Below are 17,323 nucleotides of genomic sequence, written 5' to 3' on the forward strand. Positions count from 1 at the left end.
GTGCCTCCGTCGACCGTCCTGCGGCCGGCCACGCCGGACGAAGCCGGCCAGCTCACCGAGCTGGCGCTGCGCAGCAAGGCCCACTGGGGTTACCCGACCGACTTCCTGGCGGCCTGCCGCGCCGACCTCACCGTCGACGCAGCCGACTGCGACGGCCGGTCCGTGTGCATCGCCGAGCGCGGCGGCCAGGTGCTCGGCTTCTGGCGCCTGGCGCCCACTGAGGACCCGGTGCGGGGCGAGCTGACCGACCTGTTCGTCGACCCGCGGGCGATCGGCAGCGGCGTCGGACGGCTGCTGGCGACCGACGCCGTGGCGCACGCCCGGGCCCGCGGCTGGCGCACGCTGGAACTCGACGCCGACCCGCACGCCGAGGCCTTCTACCGGCACCTCGGCGCAGTGCGGATCGGTTCCTCGCCGAGCACGGCGTCACCGGGCCGCTCCCTGCCGCGGATGTCACTAGCCGTCACCGCACGCCACCACGTCGTCTGTGGGGCGCTGGTCCGGGACGGCCGGGTCCTCCTGGGGCACCGGACGGCGGGCCGTCGCTGGTACCCCGACGTGTGGGACCTGCCCGGCGGGCACGTGGAGGACGGTGAGAGCGAGCTCGCCGCGCTCCGCCGTGAACTGCAGGAGGAGGTGGGCGTGCAGGTGACGGGCATCGACCCCGAGCCGGTCGCGCGGCTGCTCGACGAGGACCTCCAGCTGGCGGTGTGGCTCGTGCGCCACTGGACGGGGGAGCCGGTGAACCGCTGCCCGGAGGAGCACGACGACCTGCGCTGGGTCAGGCCCGACGAACTCCCGGGACTCAGGCTGGCGGACGCCCGGTACGTCGACCTGCTCGGCGGGCTGTTCACGGACCAGAGGTGACGGCAGTGTCCGCGGGGTCCGCAGCCCACCGCCGATGACCGAGCTGGGCGGGGAAGAGCGTCACGAGGTGCTCGACCGGCTAGGGACGACGGCCGATCCGGGTCAACGTCCACAGGGCGCATCGGCGGCAGATGAACACGCCTGGGGTGTCCCCCAACTCGTGCGCTGCCGAGTGCGGGAGCTGTCGCCCGCAACAGCCACAGTGCACCTGCTCCGCACCCGGCGGCGCCTGGCGCCTGAGCAGCTTCACGTCAAGACCGACATCAGGTCGTCGACAGTCGGACACCCAGCCAAGCCGTCCTTGGTGGCGTACACCCGACAGGAGAGACCAACGGGACTGTCCTGTCGCAGGAACGGGTCGCGACCGTCGACCAGGATGGTCGGCGATCCTCGGAACTGGACCGCTTCGGCTTCAGCCGCAGTAGTGACCTGTCGGTGCTCGACCACCACGTCGTCATGGCCCGTGGCGACCAGCGCTGCCCGGAGCCGCGCGTCGGCCTCTTGCCAGTTGGGACAGCCGCCGAAGTAGACGAGTGTCACGTTCATGTCAGCATCCTCGCGCAGTCCGTCCGGCTCTGGGCGCACGAGTGAGTCGACGTCGACTCGGCCAGGGTGCAGCGGCTCATCCGTGCGTCGGCGGGAGGGCCGCGCCCGACGAGACGGGGGAGTCAGCGGGGATCCAGCCGTCAGAGACGACGAAGCGGCGACGTCCGTGGACGTCGCCGCTGGTCATGGGAGTGCGTGGTGCGCCATCAGGGACTCGAACCCCGAACCCGCTGATTAAGAGTCAGCTGCTCTGCCAATTGAGCTAATGGCGCGTGTCGCTCGACGTGGTCGAGCAACAGGAGAGGACTCTACACGCCAATCGCGCTCCACCGTCCGATGGGGTCGGGTCATCCACGTCACGTGTTGCGGCGCACAACGAACTGTCAGCAGGAGCGTGGAGACTGGGCGACGGTGTCGAACGCCTGCCGGGAGGGCCCCGGTCGGCGCGCACCGGACAGGGGGCAGGTCTTCGTGGGTCCGCAGCAGGCGAGACGGATCGCTGCACTGCTCATCGCCGCGTTGCTCGCCGTGCTGGCGGCCTGCTCGGGGTCGTCGTCCGAGGCCGCGCCGGACGACACGGCCGGGTCGCCGACGACTGCACCCGCCGCGCCCGCCGTGGTGACGCTGAGCCTGGCCGACGGCGCCGCCGACGTCCCACCGACCACCCCGCTGGAGGTCACGGTCACCGGTGGTGAGCTGGGCGACGTCACCGTCGCGGACGCCACCGGCGCCGAGCTGGCCGGCAGTCTCGAGCCCCGGGCGGGCGACCCGTCCACCGCCGTGTGGACGCCGGAGGGCGAGCTGGACTACGGCACGAGTTACACGGTCACCGCCACGGCCGCCAACGCCGCCGCCGACGAGCGCACCGCCACCTCGACCTTCACCACGGTGACCCCGGAGACGCTGTCCACCCCGGGCATCGGCCCGCTGGACGGGACCACCGTCGGCGTCGGCATGCCGATCCGGGTCTTCTTCGACGAGCCGGTCGCCGACCAGGCCGCCGTGGAGAGCCACCTCCTCGTCACCAGCAGCACGCCCACCGACGGGGTGTGGAACTGGGTGCGCGACGACGAGGTGCACTTCCGGCCCTCCACCTACTGGCCGGCCGACACCCAGGTGACGCTGGAGGCCGATCTGTACGGGGTCGACTTCGGCGAGGGCGTCTGGGGCGAGAAGGACCGCACCATCTCCTTCAGCGTCGGGGAGCAGCACGTCTCCGTCGCCGACGCCGCGGCGCACACGTTGAGCGTCTACGACAGCGGTCAGCTCGTGCAGACCTTCCCGATGAGCGCCGGCAGCACGGAGAACCCGACGCACAACGGGCCGCACGTCGTCCTCGAGAAGTTCGCCGACATCACGATGGACTCCTCGACGTTCGGCCTGGCCGTCGACGCACCCGGCGGCTACCGCACCGACGTCGAGTACGCGACGCGGATCTCCAACAACGGCGAGTTCGTGCACGCCGCCCCGTGGTCGGTCGCCGACCAGGGCTCGCGGAACGTGAGCCACGGCTGCCTCAACCTCTCCACCGAGAACGCAAAGTGGTTCTACGACTTCGCCCGACCCGGTGACGTCGTCGAGGTCGTCAACTCGATCGGCGGCACGCTGACCGCCGCCGACGGCGACATCTACGACTGGGCCATCCCGTGGGAGCAGTGGACGGCGGGCAGCGCACTGTCCTGACCGGCCCGTGGCATCCGGCCGGCGTCCCTGCGGGCGTCGGTCGGGTCAGTGCCACACGTCGGGTTCCGGTTCCGGCGTGCGACCGGCGGTCAGCCGCGTGACCAGCGACTCGGCGACCCGGTAGACCGCCAGCGCCACCGCGATCACCGCCGCCGGCGGGACGACGATCGGAGCGCCCAGCACCGACAGGGCCAGCACCCGCGGGGCGTCGCGCCACCAGCCCGCCCGGCGCACCGGGTTCGCCAGCGCCCCCCAGCGCACGCCGCACCACATCAGCCAGCGGCGCAGCGGCGGCACCCCGAGCTCGCGCATCACCCGCCGGAAGACCCCGTCGGCGTCCCGGGCGGAGACCAGCCCGCCAGGCACCGCGACGTCGGTCAGCCAGTCGTGCAGGACGGCGGCCGGGGGGACTCAGCACCGGTGCCCTTCGACTCCCTCGCCCTCACCGTGCGCCGGGCCACCGACTCCTCGTGGGACGTGCTGGCGCCCCTGGTCTACCGCGGCGAGCGGGAGACCTTCGTCGTCCCGCCCGGTTTCCGGACCGACTTCGCCTCGGTGCCCCGCGTCGTGGTGTGGCTGTTCCCGCGCTCCGGGCGCTACACCCCGGCCGCCGTCCCCGACACCTGCCCCCGCTCCCCGCGGCCGGCGCCGGATGATGAGGTGGCCGGATGACACCAGCGAGGAGCCCGGCGGACCCACCGGGCGAGCACGGCAGGAGGGTCCGGTGAGCCGGTGGCTGTGGCTGGGCGGGGCGATCGTCGTCGAGGTCGTCGCGACCCTCTCCCTGCGGGCCGCCACCGGGCAGCCGCTCTGGTACGTGTCCGTGGTCATCGGCTACCTCGCCTCGTTCCTCCTCCTGGCCGGTGTCCTGCGCCGGGGGATGGCCGTCGGTGTCGCCTACGGCATCTGGGGCGCCAGCGGGGTGATGCTCACGGCCGTCGCCGCGGCCTTCCTGTTCGACGAGGCGCTGACCCCGCTCATGGGCCTCGGCTTCGCGGTCATCGTCGTCGGGGTGCTGCTCGTCGAGTTCGGGTCCCACCGGGCCGAGGGCGCACCCGAGCGGGTGGGGGAGGAGGTCCGATGACCTGGCTGTTCCTCGCGGCGGCGATTGGCTGCGAGGTCGGCGCCACCATGTCGCTGCGCGCCTCGGACGGCCTGCGCGACAAGCGCTGGGTCCCGCTGATCGCCGGGGGCTACCTGGCCTGCTTCTCCTTCCTCACCCTCGCGCTGCGGGAGGGCTTGGCCATCGGTGTCGCCTACGGCATCTGGGCCGCCGGCGGGGTCGCCCTCACCGCCGTGATCGCGCATCTCGCCTTCCGCGACCCGCTCACCCGGACGATGGGGGCCGGCATCGCGCTCATCGCGGTGGGCGTCCTGCTCGTGGAGCTCGGCGCCCACTGAGCGGCCCTGTCCCCCCTTGCATCGTCCGATCTGGCTATCATCGCCGCATGACGATGCTGGACGGCGGCGCTGCCATGGCGTCGGTGGGAGATGGTGGGGCCGCGGTCGACGAATCCGCTGCACTGACTGCGGCGGCGTGCATGTTCCGCAGCCTGGGCGACCCGGCCCGGCTGGCGATCGTGCGGCACCTGACCCTCGGCGAGCACAAGGTCGTGGAGCTGACCGAGCACCTGGGCCTGGCCCAGTCCACCGTGTCGGCGCATCTGTCGTGCCTGCGCGACTGTGGGCTGGTCACCTCCCGGCCGCAGGGTCGTGCCTCGATGTGGTCGCTGACGACCGCCCCGCAGTTGCTGCAGCTGCTGGCCGCTGCTGAACAGCTGCTGGCGGTCACCGGCGACGCGGTCGCCCTGTGCCCCACCTACGGCGAGCGCAGCCGGTCGTGACAGCCGTTGCGCTCGTCCTCTACGTCGTCGCACTGGTCGTGCTGTTCGGCGTGCGGTCGTGGGTCCAGCACCGGCGTACCGGCTCGGCCGGCTTCCACGGCATCTCCGGCACCCCCGCCCGAGCCGGGTGGTGGGGCGGTGTGATGTTCGTGGTCGCGCTTGTGCTCGGCGTGGCCGGCCCGCTGCTCGCCGTCCTCGGCGTGGTCGACGCCCGTCCGCCGGTCGCGGTCCAGGTCCTCGGACTGGTGCTGGCGTCGGCCGGGTTCGCCGCAACGCTGGCCGGCCAGACCGGCATGGGTGATGCGTGGCGGGTCGGCGTCGACCCGGCAGAGCGGACCGAACTGGTCACCGGCGGGGTGTTCGCCCAGGTCCGCAACCCGGTCTTCGCGGCGATGGTCACCGCCCAGACGGGTGTCGTACTGATGGTCCCCTCGCCGGTCAGCGTGGCGGCGCTCGTCGCGCTGGTCGCGGCGGTCGAGCTGCAGGTGCGCGCGGTCGAGGAGCCGTACCTGCGTGCCGTGCACGGCGGGGTCTACACCGACTACGCCGCCAGGACCGGCCGCTTCCTGCCCGGCATCGGCCGACTCGCCCGCACCTCGCCCACGCAGGGGGTCCCCGCGTGACCGGCCGGGCGAGCGCCCTGACCGAGGCCGAGACCGAACGGCTGACCCGCCGCGGGCTGCGCCTGGCGCAGTTCACCGTCGTCTACAACGTCGCCGAGGGCGCCGTCGCGATCACCGCCGGGCTGCTCGCCGGGCTGGTGTCCCTGGTGGGCTTCGGGGTCGACTCCGGCATCGAGTCCCTCGCCGCCGTCCTCGTGGGGCTGCGGCTGTCGGCCCGGCTGCGGCACGGCAGCACCGACGAGGGCAAGGAGCGTCGGGCGCTGAAGGCCGTGGCGGTCACCTTCTTCGTCCTGGCCGCGTACGTGCTGATCGAGGGTGTCCGCAGCCTGCTCGGCGACGAGGAGCCCGACACCTCCGCCGTCGGGCTCCTCCTGCTGGCCGCCTCGATCGTGGTCATGCCGCTGCTGGCCAGGGCGAAGCGCCGGGTCGGGCTGGCGCTCGGCGGTGACCCGCTGGTCCTCGCCGACGCGGCCGAGACCCGGATCTGCGTGCTCTTGAGCATCTCCACCCTGGCCGGGCTCGGGCTCTACGCGCTCACCGGCGCCGCGTGGCTCGACCCGGTCGCCGGCTTCGTCATCGCGGCCTTCGCCGTCCACGAGGGCCGGGAGGCGTGGGAGGGCGAACTCGTCGAGGACGACGACGAGGACTGAGCGGCCTCAGGACTCCCGGTACCACTCGGTGAAGGTCTCCCCGCCGTCGGTGGAGGCCAGGACCGCACCCTCGACGGCGACGTAGACGTCCTGCCCGTCCACGGTCAGTGCCTCCGGCGGGCCACCGGCACTGCCGCGCTCGGTCCAACTCCGCTCGCCGTCGCTGCTGCCGAACACCGTGCCGTCGGGGGCGACGCCCACCGCGGAGCCGCCGCCGGCGGCGATGTCCACCAGGACCAGCAGGGGTGCGTCCGGGACGGCGGTGAAGGTGCCCCCGGCGTCCTCGCTCACCACCAGACCGGCCTCGGTCGTGGCGAGCACCCGCTGCGGATCAGCCGGGTCGGCGGCCAGGTCGGCGATCCGCATGCTCCCGCGGTCGGCCCACTCCAGACCGTCCTCGCTGACCAGCAGTCGACCGCCGCTGTAGCCGTAGACGACGCCGCCGGCAGCGTCCAGCGCGTGGAAGTCGGCCTCCCCGGCCAGCGACAGCGTCTCCCAGGTCTCCCCGCCGTCGGTGCTCTCGAGCAGGCCCAGGTCGGCCGGGCCCTCCTGCCCCTCGCCGGGGTGGCCGCTGGCCAGGTAGCGCTCCGGGCCGACGACGGTGAAGCCCATGAAGTCCTGCACCCGGTCGGCGATCCGGGTCAGCTCCCCGTCCGGGGAGATGCGCACCAGCCCGTGGTGCGTCCCGGCGTACAGGGTGTCGTCGGCCGGGTCGATGCCCAGCCCGTGCACGTGCTCGAGGGTCAGGTCGTCCGGGTGGGCGTGGGTGCCGTCGTCGTGGCTCTGCGCCTCACCGTCGGCTGCGACCTGGTCTCCGGCAGTGGGGTCGGTGCCGCACCCAGCGAGGAGCAGTGCTCCGGCCGCGGCGGCACCGACCAGCAGCCGCCGCCGTGCACGCGTGGCGGCCTCGGGGACGGATCGAGCGGCTCGGGACGGTGACATGAGCTCCCCACAGAGACCAGACGGGCGTGCGTCTCCACACAGCATCCGCCGCCGGCCGGGCCGGCGACGCCGAGACGGACGGAGGCCCTGGTCAGGGAACTGACCAGGGCCTCCGGGTGGGGTGAGTGACGGGACTTGAACCCGCGACATCCAGGATCACAACCTGGCGCTCTACCAGCTGAGCTACACCCACCATGCACACCGGGCGGCTGGCGAGAGCCGGCCCGGTGGACGAGCACACGATACCGGAGGCGGTCAGCTCTCCGACGAGGCCGGGGTCGCGGCCGGCTCGGGGTCGACCGCGAGCAGCGGCGCGAAGGCCGCCACGACGTCGGTGGCCGCCGCCTGGGCCTGGTCGCTGCTGGGGCCCGGCTCGGGCACGAAGAGGGTCTGCCGGTAGTACGCCAGCTCCCGGATCGACTCCAGGATGTCGGCCAGCGCCCGGTGGGCCAGGCCCTTGGGCGGCTGGGCGAAGTAGACCCGGGGGAACCAGCGGCGGCCGAGCTCCTTGATCGAGGAGACGTCGATCATCCGGTAGTGCAGGTGGTCGTCGAGCTCGGGCATGTCCCGGGCCAGGAAGCCGCGGTCGGTGCCGATCGAGTTGCCGCACAGCGGGGCGGTGCGGCGTTCGGGCACGAACCGCTTCACGTAGGCGAGCACCAGGGCCTGGGCCTCCTCGAGGGTGACCGTCGACGCGCGCACCTCCTCGGTGAGCCCGGACTTGGCGTGCATCTCGGTGACCACGTCGGCCATGCCGGCCAGGTCGGAGTCCTCGGCGTGGATGATCACGTCCAGACCCGGGTCGAGCACGTTCAGCTGGGAGTCGGTGACCACGACCGCGACCTCGATGAGCTTGTCGCTGGCCAGGTCGAGCCCGGTCATCTCACAGTCGATCCAGACCAGGTTGTTCGCTGCGCTGTCGGCCACGGCCGCGACCCTACGCACCGCCCGGCGGACCACCGGCCACACCCGCCCCACCGCCACCGGTCCGCTCCGGCAATGGCGTCTCCCGGCCATCTCCCGCCGCTACAGTCCGGGCTCCTGCACCGACCTCGCGGAGCCGCTCGTGTCCTCCAGCACCTCCCTCATCCCGCGGTCCGACACGTCGATGCCGGCACCTGCCTCGCCGGGCGCCGCGTTCCGGCACCCGGTCGCGCTCCTGCGTTGGCTCTGGCAGGCCTACTTGACCCCGGGCCGCCCCGGCCGGCCCACCAGCCAGGACGAGCTGCGCTGGATCTACACGGCCTGGCTGGCTGCGTTCGCGCTGAAGATGCTCGGCTCCTCCTGGGACGTCTCCTGGCACTTCAAGTGGCTGCGCGACGACCTGGCCCCGCCGCACCTGCTCAACTCGGCCGGCACCGTGCTCGTCGTCGCCCTCGTCGTCTTCCACAGCTACAGCGGCTACGGCGTCGACCGGCGGGCGCTGCAGCTGATGCAGGCCGGCATCGGCACCTTCCTGGTCGCCGTCCCGATCGACGTCCTCAACCACCGCATCAACGGGCTGGACATCACCAGCTGGAGCCCCAGCCACGCGCTGCTGTACGTGGGGACGGCGATCATGCTCGCCGGTGCCATCCGGGGCTGGTGGCTCTACGCGGCACCCGGCCGGCTGCGCGACCTGGTGTCGCTGGGGCTGTGGCTGTTCTTCGTGGAGAACGTGCTCTTCCCCAACCAGCACCAGGAGTACGGGGTGCTGTCCCTGGCCGACTACCGGGCCGGCCGCACCACCGCCGAACCGCAACTGCTCGACTTCGCCGCCTCCCAGGGGCAGACCCCGATCCAGTTCATGCTCCCGGTGCCCGCCTGGGTGCACCCGGCCTGGTTGGTCTGCGCCGGGCTGCTCGCCCTGGTCGTGGCCCGCAGGACCGTCGGCCTGCGCTGGACGGCGACGACCCTGGCCGGGGCGTACCTGGCCTACCGGGCCGTGACCGGGCTGCTGCTGGACGCCACCGGTTTCCCGCCCTCGGTCCTGCCGCTGATGCTGCTGGCCGGCGCGGTCCTCGTCGACCTGGCCGTGCTGGCCCGGGTCCCGGGCTGGCTGGCCGGCCTGGCCGTCACCGGGGGAGTGGCCGGCGCGGCGATGGTCCAGTCGGCGCTCGACGTCATCCCGCCGTGGGACTGGTCGGCCCTGCCCGTGGTGGCCGTCGGCCTCGCCGTGCTCTGGGGCGCCCTGGACCTGCTGACCGGGAGCTCCTGGTGCGCCCGCTGGCAGGCGCCGGTGGAGCCGGGCCGCCGCTCGGCCCGGGACACGCCGGTCACCGTGGCGGAGGGCGGCGCGTCCTCGCGCTGAGCCCGGGACGGGCCGGTCGATGACGTAACGTCGAACCGGTCCGCCGCCCAGCCGCTGCGGCGCCCGCCGCGGCCGCACCCGTCCCGCCGCGCCCCGCTGCCTCCCTGGAGAGTCCGTGCTGATCCTCACGCCGACGCCGCTGCAGACAGCGGCCGAGCGTGCGTTCTTCGCCGAACTCGCCGGGTGGGACACCGGCAGCGGTGTGCGCGGTGCGGTGATGGCCTCGCTGCCGGTCGTCGAGGGCCCGATGCAGCGCCGGCAGTCCGACGCGGTGCTGTTCGTGCCCGAGGGCGTCGCCGTCGTCCGGGTGGTCGAGGTGGAGCGCCAGTCCGGCGTCGTCACCGCGTCACCCGAGGGCGCCTGGACCATCGGTCCCGGCGACGGGCCCGGTGAGGTGCTCCAGCTGGCCGGTGGGGGCTCCAACCCGCTCGACGGCCTGATGCGGTCGGGCATGCACGCCGCGGTGACGCTGCGGCAGGCCGGGATCGAGCCGGGGCGGATCGCCCGGCTCACCGTCCTCACCGGCTCGGTGACCGGGCTGCTGCCGGCCGACGGCGACCTCGGCGAGGGCGACCAGGTCGCCCTCCTGGACCCGGGCTCGCTGCAGCTCGGGGTCGCCCGCGCGGCCCGGCACGCGGGCACGGACAACCCCCGGCTGTGGACGACGGCCGACGTCCGGGCCGGCATCGAGGCCCTCGGCATGGCCGGCCGGATCCCCACGGTCGAGGAGCTCAACGGCGAGGGGTTCCCCTACTCGCCCTACGTGCTGCGCCGCCCGGACCTGCTGACCCCGGCCGCGCTGAACGCCGCACCCCGCCGCACCACCGTCGCCGCGCCGACGTCCGCACCGGCGGACGGGTCGAGGCGCGGCAACGGCGAGGCCGGGCCGCTGGTCGACCCCGCCGCCGCGGCCCGGATCGCCGCCGCCGCCGTGGAGGCGCAGGAGGCCGCCGAGCGGAGGGACGTCGCGCCGCGGTCCGCCGCCGTCCCGCCCGCGGAGGCGGCTCCCGCGGACCGCCGGCCGCCGGGTCGTCCTGGCGACACCATGGCGCTGGTCCACGAGCCGGCCGAGGCCCCGGCGGACGACACCGGTGGGCTGGGTGGGCTCTTCGGTGCCCCCGGCGCCGCGGCGCCCGTCACGGAGCCCGCGCCACAGCGGCTGCGCGAGCTCCCGCCGGAGCTCCGCCCCCGTCCGCAGGTCCGGCCCGCCGTGCCGGCGGCGGGCAGCACCGCCACGACCGCCCGGGGCGACTCCTCCCGCGGCAGGCAGGTGCTGCTGGTGCTGGCGGCGCTGGCAGTGGTGGCGCTGCTCGTCGTCGTGGGCGTCCTGGCGCTCGGCGGCGACGACGGCGACGGCGACGCGGGGGCGACGACGGCGGGCGCGACCACCGGCGCAGCACCCGCCACGTCGGCGGCCCCCGGCCCCGTCGTCGGCGCCACCGCGGTCGTCAACGGCACCACCTTCACGCTGCGCGTGATCGAGGAGAACGCGACCTGCAACGGGCACTCCTACGACGCCGTCGCCGGGTTCTTCGCCAACAACGACTGCACCGACCTGGACCGGGCGCTGTGGTCGGCCGAGGTCGAGGGCCTGCCCGCCGTCGTCTCGGTGGCCCGGGTGACCATGCCCGACCCGGCGAGCGCGCAGGCGCTCCGGTCGCTGGCCGACACCGACGGCAGCGGCAACGTCAGCGACCTGCTGCGCGAGGGCGCGAGCTACGAGGGCGCTCCCGAGCGGCTCTCCGGCGCGCAGTACGCCAGTAGCCAGCAGGGCGCCACGGTCACCATCGTGGAGACCTCGTGGGCCGGGGGCGAGCGGGGCGCCACCTCGGCGCTGGACGCCCTGGCCAGCGCCGGGCTCTCGCTGCCCGGCGACGGGGTCGACGCCAACTGAAGGAGGAGGGGGTCCTCCTTCAGGCGAGGGCGGCGGCCATCGCCATCTCGGCCAGCAACCCGGCCATCGCCGGGCGGGCGACCCGGCCTGCGCTGTGCGGCGTGGAGTTGATCAGCCCGAAGAGCGCGTGTGCCCGGGCGCGGCAGGCCGCCGTCGAGGCGTCGGGGTGGAGCCGGGCCAGCACGGCGACCCACTCCTCGACGTAGCGCCGTTGCAGCTGCCGCACCTGGCGGGCGTCCCGGTCGGTCAGCGCGCCCAGGTCGCGGTCCTGCACCGTGATCAACGCGGGGTTGTCCAGCGCGAAGTCGACCTGGAACTCCACCAGGGCGCGCAGCTGGTCGACCGGTGACGCCCCGGCCGCCGCGACCCGTTCGGTGCCGCCGGCCAGCAGTCGCTCGCTGATCCGCAGCAGCATCTCGGCCAGCATCGCGTCCTTGCTGGCGAAGTGCCGGTAGATCGCCGGGCCGGTCACGCCCACCGCGGCGCCCACGTCGTCGACGCCGACCGCGCGCGAGCCCCGTTCGGCGAAGAGCTGGGCGGCCGCGCGCAGGATCTGCTCCCGGCGGGAGGGGTTCGCCGCGTCGCTGTGCAGGGCGCTGTCCTGCTGGGACGTCACGGGCCTCAGGTTAATCGTCGTTCACACTGGACCGGCGCTGTGAACCGTGGTTAACCTCACTCCCGTGGACGCACCGGTGCTGCCCAGTGCCCCGTCGGCCGACCCGGCGGCGGCCGGCAACGCGGCGCACCATGCCGGCCTGGCCGCAGAGCTGGCCGACCAGCTGGCCCGGGTGGCGCTCGGCGGTGGGGAGCGCGCCCGCCAGCGGCACACCGACCGCGGCAAGCTGCTGCCCCGCGAGCGGGTCGACGCGCTGCTGGACCCCGGGAGCCCGTTCCTGGAGCTGTCGCCGCTGGCCGCGCACGGCCTCTACGACGACGAGGCGCCGGCCGCCGGGATCATCACCGGCGTCGGGCGGGTGGCCGGACGCGAGGTGGTCGTCGTCGCCAACGACGCGACCGTCAAGGGCGGCACCTACTACCCGATGACGGTGAAGAAGCACCTGCGAGCGCAGGAGGTCGCGGCGCAGAACCGGCTGCCCTGCGTCTACCTGGTCGACTCCGGCGGGGCCTTCCTGCCGCTGCAGGACGAGGTGTTCCCCGACCGCGACCACTTCGGCCGGATCTTCTTCAACCAGGCGAACCTGTCCAAGGCCGGGATCCCGCAGATCGCCGCCGTCCTCGGTTCGTGCACCGCCGGCGGCGCCTACGTGCCGGCGATGAGCGACGAGGCGGTCATCGTCCGCGGCCAGGGGACGATCTTCCTGGGCGGCCCCCCGCTGGTGAAGGCGGCGACGGGGGAGGAGGTCAGCGCCGAGGACCTGGGCGGCGGCGACCTGCACTCCCGGGTCAGCGGGGTCACTGACCACCTCGCCGAGGACGACGCGCACGCGCTGCAGATCGTCCGGCAGATCGTCGGCACCCTCGGCCCGCGCGAGCCCCGGCCCTGGGACGTCGAGCCGGTCGAGGAGCCCGCGTACCCGGCGGAGAGCCTGTACGACGTCGTCCCGGTCGACACCCGCACGCCCTACGACGTCCGCGAGGTGATCGCCCGGCTGGTCGACGGCAGCCGGTTCGCCGAGTTCAAGCCGCTGTACGGGCCTACGCTGGTCACCGGCTTCGCCCGGCTGCACGGCCACCCGGTCGGGATCATCGCCAACAACGGCGTCCTGTTCGGTGAGTCCGCGCTCAAGGGCGCGCACTTCATCGAGCTGTGCGACCGCCGGAAGACCCCACTGCTGTTCCTGCAGAACATCTCCGGCTTCATGGTCGGCCGCGACTACGAGGCCGGCGGCATCGCCAAGCACGGCGCGAAGATGGTCACCGCCGTGGCCTGCGCGCGGGTGCCCAAGCTGACCGTCGTCATCGGTGGCTCGTTCGGTGCCGGCAACTACTCGATGTGCGGCCGGGCGTACTCGCCCCGGTTCCTGTTCACCTGGCCCAACGCCCGCATCTCGGTGATGGGCGGGGAGCAGGCGGCCAGCGTGCTGGCGCAGGTGCGCCGGGACCGGCTGGGGGACGACTGGAGCGCCGAGGACGAGGAGGCGTTCAAGGCGCCGATCCGTGCCCGCTACGAGGAGCAGGGCCACCCGTACCACGCCACGGCCCGGCTCTGGGACGACGGCGTCATCGACCCCGCCCAGACCCGCACCGTGCTCGGGCTCGCGCTCTCCGCGTGCGCCAACGCCCCCCTCGAGGAGGTCGGCTATGGCGTCTTCCGGATGTGAGCGGTCGCCCTGGTCCCACCAAAATGGCCATTTTGGTGGGACCGGAGCGGGGTCAGTTGGTGGCGCCGGCGATCGCGGGGGCCATCGGGTCGGTGCCCTCGGGCTTGACCTCGCGCAGCACGTAGTCCTCGATCTGCTCCACGTCGTGGGCCGAGCGGCGGACGACGGCGAGCAGGTCGCTCATCTTGCTGACCTCCTCGACCTGCTCCTTGATGAACCACTGCATGAACTGGTCGGAGGCGAAGTCGTTGTGCTGCCGGGCGACCGCGGTGAGCTGGTTGATCTGCTCGGTGACCCGCTTCTCCTGCTCCAGGGCCAGGGCGACCGGCGCGACGACGTCGGAGAACTCGGTGATCGGGGCCGCGATGCCGGGCATCTTCACCGGCGCGTCGGCGTCGAGCAGGTAGCGGACCATCATCATCGCGTGGTCGCGCTCCTCGCCGGCCTGGTCGAAGAACAGCTGCGCGGTCTGCGGCATGGTCAGCTCGTCGAAGTAGATGGCGCAGGCGACGTACTGCTGGTGGGCGGCGAACTCGTGGCCGATCTGGGCGTTGAGCAGGTCGATGAAGGCATCGGCGGCCATCGGGACTCCTGTAGGTCGCTGGGTGACGTCCCTCGAACGGTATCGGGCGACACGCCGCTGCCGTGGACGGGTCAGCAAGGCATGGCTAACCTCACCGCGTGGGGAAGCCGGCCAAGATGCCCAAGAAGAAGTGCTGCGTCGACAAGCCGCGGTGCGGTCGCTGTCCGCTGCGCGCGCTCGCCGAGGGGACGCTCCCGCCCGGGTACACCGTCAAGAAGCGCCGGCTGGTCAAGGCCACCAAGGCCGACGTCGTCCTCGCGAAGAGCACCCGCAAGGCAGCCTGACCCCACCCGGGCCCGACGTCGCGACTCCAGCCCCTCCCGCGGGGGGTGGTGAGGCGTGTTCGAGACCGTCCTGGTCGCCAACCGCGGTGAGATCGCCGTCCGGGTCATCCGGACGCTGCGTGCGATGGGCATCCGCTCGGTCGCGGTGCACAGCGAGGCCGACGCCGGCGCGCTGCACACCCGGCTGGCCGACGTCGCCGTGCCGATCGGGCCCGCCCCGGCCGCGCTGAGCTACCTGTCCATCGAGCGGGTGCTGGACGCCGCCCGGCGCACCGGCGCGCAGGCCGTGCACCCCGGCTACGGCTTCCTCTCCGAGAACGTGGACTTCGCCCGCGCCTGCGAGAAGGCCGGGATCGTCTTCATCGGCCCGCCGGTCGCCGCCATCGAGGCGATGGGCGACAAGATCCGGGCCAAGCAGACCGTCGCCGCCGCCGGGGTGCCGGTCGTGCCGGGCCGCACCGAGCCGGGCATGGACGACGCCGCGGTCGCCCGGGCCGCGGTCGAGGTCGGCTTCCCGGTGCTGCTCAAGCCCAGCGCCGGTGGCGGGGGCAAGGGCATGCGGGTGGTGCGCGACCCGGCCGAGCTGGCCGAGCAGATCGCCGGTGCCCGCCGCGAGGCCCGCAGCTCCTTCGGCGACGACACGCTGCTGGTCGAGCGGTACCTCGGGCACTCCCGGCACATCGAGGTGCAGGTCTTCGGCGACGAGCGCGGCACCGTGGTCCACCTGGGCGAGCGGGAGTGCAGCCTGCAGCGCCGGCACCAGAAGGTGATCGAGGAGGCGCCGTCCCCGCTGCTGTCCCCGGCCCAGCGGCAGGCGATGGGCGCGGCGGCGGTCGAGGCAGCCCGGGCGGTCGGCTACACCGGCGCCGGGACGGTCGAGTTCATCGTCGACGCCGACTCCCCGCAGGACTTCTTCTTCCTGGAGATGAACACCCGGCTGCAGGTCGAGCACCCGGTCACCGAGTGCGTCACCGGGCTGGACCTGGTGGAGCTGCAGCTGCGGGTGGCGGCCGGGGAGCGGCTGCCGATCGGGCAGGACGACGTCCGGCTGACCGGCCACGCGATCGAGGCCCGGGTCTACGCCGAGGACCCGGCGCGCGGGTTCCTGCCGCAGGCCGGGGAGGTCGTCGGGCTGGTCGAGCCGACCGGCGCCGGCGTCCGGGTGGACAGCTCGCTGCGGGTCGGCGGCGTCATCGGCACCGACTACGACCCGATGCTGGCCAAGGTGATCGCCTGGGGCCCGGACCGGGAGACCGCCCGCGCGCGGCTGGTCACCGCCCTCGGCGACACCGCCGTCCTGGGCGTGGCCACCAACACCGGCTTCCTGCGGGACCTGCTGACCGACCCCGACGTCGTCGCCGGCCGGCTGGACACCGGGCTGATCGAGCGCCGCGGCGAGGCGCTGACCGGTGCCCGGCCGATCCCCCCGCACGTCCACGCCGCGGCGGCGCTGGCGCTGCTGGCCGAGGTCGAGCCCCGGGGCACAGCGGTCGACCCCTGGGCGGACACCTCGGGCTGGCGGCTCGGCGAGCCGGCCTGGACGGTGCGCCGGCTGCAGGCGCCCGGCGCCGATCCGGTGACGGTCCGGGTGCGCGGCCGGTCGACGGCCGCGCAGGTGCGCGTCGGGGACGGCGAGCCGATGACCGCCCGGGTCGACCGGGACGGCGACCTGCTCGGCGTGACCCTCGACGACGTCACCACCCGCTACACGGTGGTGCACGCCGGGGGCACGGTCTGGCTCGCCGGGGACGGGCACGCGGTCGGGCTGCGCGAGCACGAGCGGCTCGCCACGGCCGGGACGGCAGCCGGGTCCGACGGTGCGGTGACCGCGCCGATGCCCGGCACGGTCACGGTCGTGCAGGTGTCCCTCGGGGACCAGGTGGAGGCGGGAACCCCGCTGCTGGTCGTCGAGGCGATGAAGATGGAGCACGTGCTGACCGCCCCGCTCGCGGGGACGGTCACCGAGCTCCCGGTGACGGCCGGCCAGTCGGTCCGGCTGGACGAGCGGGTGGCCGTGGTGACCCCACCGGCGCCCGGCGAGGAGGAGTGACCGTGCTGGACTACCGGCTCGACGAGGAGACCGAGGCGCTGCGGAAGGTGGTCCGCGAGTTCGCCGTGGAGGTCATCGCACCGCAGATCGGCGGGTTCTACGAGCGCGACGAGTTCCCCACCGACATCGTGCGGCAGATGGGCGAGCTGGGGCTGTTCGGCCTGCCGTTCCCCGAGGAGTACGGCGGCTCCGGCGGCGACTACTTCACCCTCTGCGTGGCGCTGGAGGAGCTGGCCCGGGTCGACAGCTCGGTGGCGATCACCCTGGAGGCCGGGGTGTCGCTGGGCGCCATGCCGATCTTCCGGTTCGGCACCGAGGAGCAGAAGCAGCAGTGGCTGCCCCGGCTCTGCGCCGGTGAGGCGCTGGGCGCCTTCGGGCTCACCGAGGCCGGTGGCGGTTCCGATGCCGGGGCCACGAAGACCACCGCCCGGCTCGAGGACGGCGAGTGGGTGATCAACGGCTCGAAGGCGTTCATCACCAACTCCGGCACCGAGGTCACCGACCTGGTCATCGTCACCGCGGTCACCGGCACCAAGCCCGACGGCGGCAAGGAGATCTCCACGATCATCGTGCCGTCGGGCACCCCGGGATTCGCCGTCGGCAAGCGGTACGCGAAGGTCGGCTGGAACGCCTCGGACACCCGCGAGCTCTCCTTCAGCGACTGCCGGGTGCCCGCGGAGAACCTGGTGGGGGAGCGGGGGCGGTGGTCTTCGTGGCCCCGGCATCGGAACCGCCACCGGCCTCGGTGAGCCCGAAGGCGCCCAGCGCCTCACCGGCGCAGAGCC

20 protein-coding genes and 2 tRNA genes are annotated in these 17,323 nt (G+C 73.7%); 14 read left to right on the forward strand and 8 right to left on the reverse strand.

Features of this window, described 5'->3' with window-relative positions:
* The coding region (locus G5C62_RS18290) for a GNAT family N-acetyltransferase (protein WP_206330715.1) at positions 1-867 on the forward strand (867 nt) is incomplete at its 5' end.
* A 246-nt stretch (positions 868-1,113) separates the two neighbouring features.
* On the opposite strand, the gene G5C62_RS18295 is transcribed toward G5C62_RS18290, so the two are convergent.
* Both G5C62_RS18295 and G5C62_RS18300 read right to left on the reverse strand, forming a co-directional pair.
* Positions 1,114-1,413: a hypothetical protein gene (locus tag G5C62_RS18295; RefSeq protein ID WP_036333523.1), complete on the reverse strand. Its 300-nt coding sequence runs from the start codon at positions 1,411-1,413 to the stop codon at positions 1,114-1,116.
* A 196-nt stretch (positions 1,414-1,609) separates the two neighbouring features.
* Positions 1,610-1,685: transfer RNA gene (locus G5C62_RS18300), tRNA-Lys, on the reverse strand.
* Positions 1,686-1,884: 199 nt separating this feature from the next.
* Between G5C62_RS18300 and G5C62_RS18305 the strand changes: the two genes are divergently transcribed.
* Positions 1,885-3,096 carry an Ig-like domain-containing protein gene (locus tag G5C62_RS18305; protein WP_241175976.1) on the forward strand — a complete coding sequence of 404 codons (1,212 nt, stop codon included), beginning with the start codon at positions 1,885-1,887 and terminating at the stop codon, positions 3,094-3,096.
* A gap of 45 nt (positions 3,097-3,141) precedes the next feature.
* Here G5C62_RS18305 and G5C62_RS18310 read toward each other — a convergent pair whose 3' ends face one another.
* Complete coding sequence (locus tag G5C62_RS18310; protein WP_164702169.1) at positions 3,142-3,489, reverse strand: DUF1353 domain-containing protein; 348 nt, start codon at positions 3,487-3,489, stop codon at positions 3,142-3,144.
* A 27-nt stretch (positions 3,490-3,516) separates the two neighbouring features.
* Here G5C62_RS18310 and G5C62_RS18315 point away from each other — a divergent pair, with 27 nt between their 5' ends.
* Genes G5C62_RS18315 through G5C62_RS18340 form a run of 6 tightly spaced genes read left to right on the forward strand, consistent with a single transcriptional unit; the run spans position 3,517 to position 6,213 of the window.
* Positions 3,517-3,768: a DUF1353 domain-containing protein gene (locus G5C62_RS18315; protein WP_164702157.1), complete on the forward strand. Its 252-nt coding sequence runs from the start codon at positions 3,517-3,519 to the stop codon at positions 3,766-3,768.
* A 52-nt stretch (positions 3,769-3,820) separates the two neighbouring features.
* Positions 3,821-4,180 carry a multidrug efflux SMR transporter gene (locus G5C62_RS18320; protein WP_206330716.1) on the forward strand — a complete coding sequence of 120 codons (360 nt, stop codon included), beginning with the start codon at positions 3,821-3,823 and terminating at the stop codon, positions 4,178-4,180.
* Positions 4,177-4,497 (forward strand): multidrug efflux SMR transporter, encoded by a 321-nt coding sequence (locus G5C62_RS18325; protein WP_164702159.1) that lies wholly within the window; start codon positions 4,177-4,179, stop codon positions 4,495-4,497. The genes G5C62_RS18320 and G5C62_RS18325 overlap by 4 nt, the downstream gene beginning before the upstream one ends.
* Positions 4,498-4,544: 47 nt before the next feature.
* Positions 4,545-4,940 carry a metalloregulator ArsR/SmtB family transcription factor gene (locus G5C62_RS18330; protein ID WP_164702160.1) on the forward strand — a complete coding sequence of 132 codons (396 nt, stop codon included), beginning with the start codon at positions 4,545-4,547 and terminating at the stop codon, positions 4,938-4,940.
* The gene (locus G5C62_RS18335) at positions 4,937-5,563 is read left to right on the forward strand and encodes an isoprenylcysteine carboxylmethyltransferase family protein (protein ID WP_164702161.1); all 627 of its coding nucleotides are present in this window, start codon (positions 4,937-4,939) and stop codon (positions 5,561-5,563) included. Before G5C62_RS18330 ends, G5C62_RS18335 begins: the two co-directional genes overlap by 4 nt.
* Positions 5,560-6,213 carry a cation diffusion facilitator family transporter gene (locus tag G5C62_RS18340; protein ID WP_164702162.1) on the forward strand — a complete coding sequence of 218 codons (654 nt, stop codon included), beginning with the start codon at positions 5,560-5,562 and terminating at the stop codon, positions 6,211-6,213. The genes G5C62_RS18335 and G5C62_RS18340 overlap by 4 nt, the downstream gene beginning before the upstream one ends.
* A 6-nt stretch (positions 6,214-6,219) precedes the next feature.
* On the opposite strand, the gene G5C62_RS18345 is transcribed toward G5C62_RS18340, so the two are convergent.
* From G5C62_RS18345 to orn, 3 genes are all read right to left on the reverse strand, one after another.
* Positions 6,220-7,155 carry a F510_1955 family glycosylhydrolase gene (locus G5C62_RS18345; RefSeq protein ID WP_164702163.1) on the reverse strand — a complete coding sequence of 312 codons (936 nt, stop codon included), beginning with the start codon at positions 7,153-7,155 and terminating at the stop codon, positions 6,220-6,222.
* A gap of 117 nt (positions 7,156-7,272) precedes the next feature.
* Positions 7,273-7,348 (reverse strand) — tRNA-His (locus G5C62_RS18350).
* A gap of 62 nt (positions 7,349-7,410) precedes the next feature.
* Positions 7,411-8,082, reverse strand: a complete 672-nt coding sequence (gene orn, locus G5C62_RS18355) for an oligoribonuclease (protein WP_241175978.1) — start codon at positions 8,080-8,082, stop codon at positions 7,411-7,413.
* Between the two features lie 139 nt (positions 8,083-8,221).
* Here orn and G5C62_RS18360 point away from each other — a divergent pair, with 139 nt between their 5' ends.
* Positions 8,222-9,445 carry a hypothetical protein gene (locus G5C62_RS18360; RefSeq protein WP_241175979.1) on the forward strand — a complete coding sequence of 408 codons (1,224 nt, stop codon included), beginning with the start codon at positions 8,222-8,224 and terminating at the stop codon, positions 9,443-9,445.
* 115 nt (positions 9,446-9,560) lie between these two features.
* Complete coding sequence (locus tag G5C62_RS18365; protein WP_164702165.1) at positions 9,561-11,339, forward strand: hypothetical protein; 1,779 nt, start codon at positions 9,561-9,563, stop codon at positions 11,337-11,339.
* A 19-nt stretch (positions 11,340-11,358) separates the two neighbouring features.
* Here the strand turns inward: G5C62_RS18365 and G5C62_RS18370 are convergent, their stop codons facing one another.
* Entirely contained in the window at positions 11,359-11,955 is a 597-nt protein-coding gene (locus G5C62_RS18370; protein ID WP_164702166.1) for a TetR/AcrR family transcriptional regulator, read from the reverse strand.
* 64 nt (positions 11,956-12,019) lie between these two features.
* Between G5C62_RS18370 and G5C62_RS18375 the strand changes: the two genes are divergently transcribed.
* A complete protein-coding gene (locus G5C62_RS18375) occupies positions 12,020-13,621 on the forward strand; it encodes a carboxyl transferase domain-containing protein (RefSeq protein ID WP_164702167.1) in 1,602 nt (533 codons plus the stop codon).
* Positions 13,622-13,673: 52 nt separating this feature from the next.
* Here the strand turns inward: G5C62_RS18375 and G5C62_RS18380 are convergent, their stop codons facing one another.
* Entirely contained in the window at positions 13,674-14,204 is a 531-nt protein-coding gene (locus tag G5C62_RS18380; protein ID WP_036333562.1) for a ferritin, read from the reverse strand.
* A gap of 98 nt (positions 14,205-14,302) precedes the next feature.
* On the opposite strand from G5C62_RS18380, the gene G5C62_RS18385 reads away from it, so the two are divergent.
* Genes G5C62_RS18385 through G5C62_RS18395 form a run of 3 tightly spaced genes read left to right on the forward strand, consistent with a single transcriptional unit; the run spans position 14,303 to position 17,287 of the window.
* A complete protein-coding gene (locus tag G5C62_RS18385) occupies positions 14,303-14,488 on the forward strand; it encodes a hypothetical protein (RefSeq protein ID WP_164702154.1) in 186 nt (61 codons plus the stop codon).
* Between the two features lie 55 nt (positions 14,489-14,543).
* A complete protein-coding gene (locus tag G5C62_RS18390) occupies positions 14,544-16,538 on the forward strand; it encodes a biotin carboxylase N-terminal domain-containing protein (RefSeq protein WP_164702168.1) in 1,995 nt (664 codons plus the stop codon).
* A 2-nt stretch (positions 16,539-16,540) separates the two neighbouring features.
* Positions 16,541-17,287, forward strand: a complete 747-nt coding sequence (locus tag G5C62_RS18395; RefSeq protein ID WP_241175980.1) for an acyl-CoA dehydrogenase family protein — start codon at positions 16,541-16,543, stop codon at positions 17,285-17,287.
* The last annotated feature ends 36 nt before the right edge of the window (positions 17,288-17,323 follow it).

The organism is Modestobacter sp. KNN46-3, from assembly GCF_011039295.1.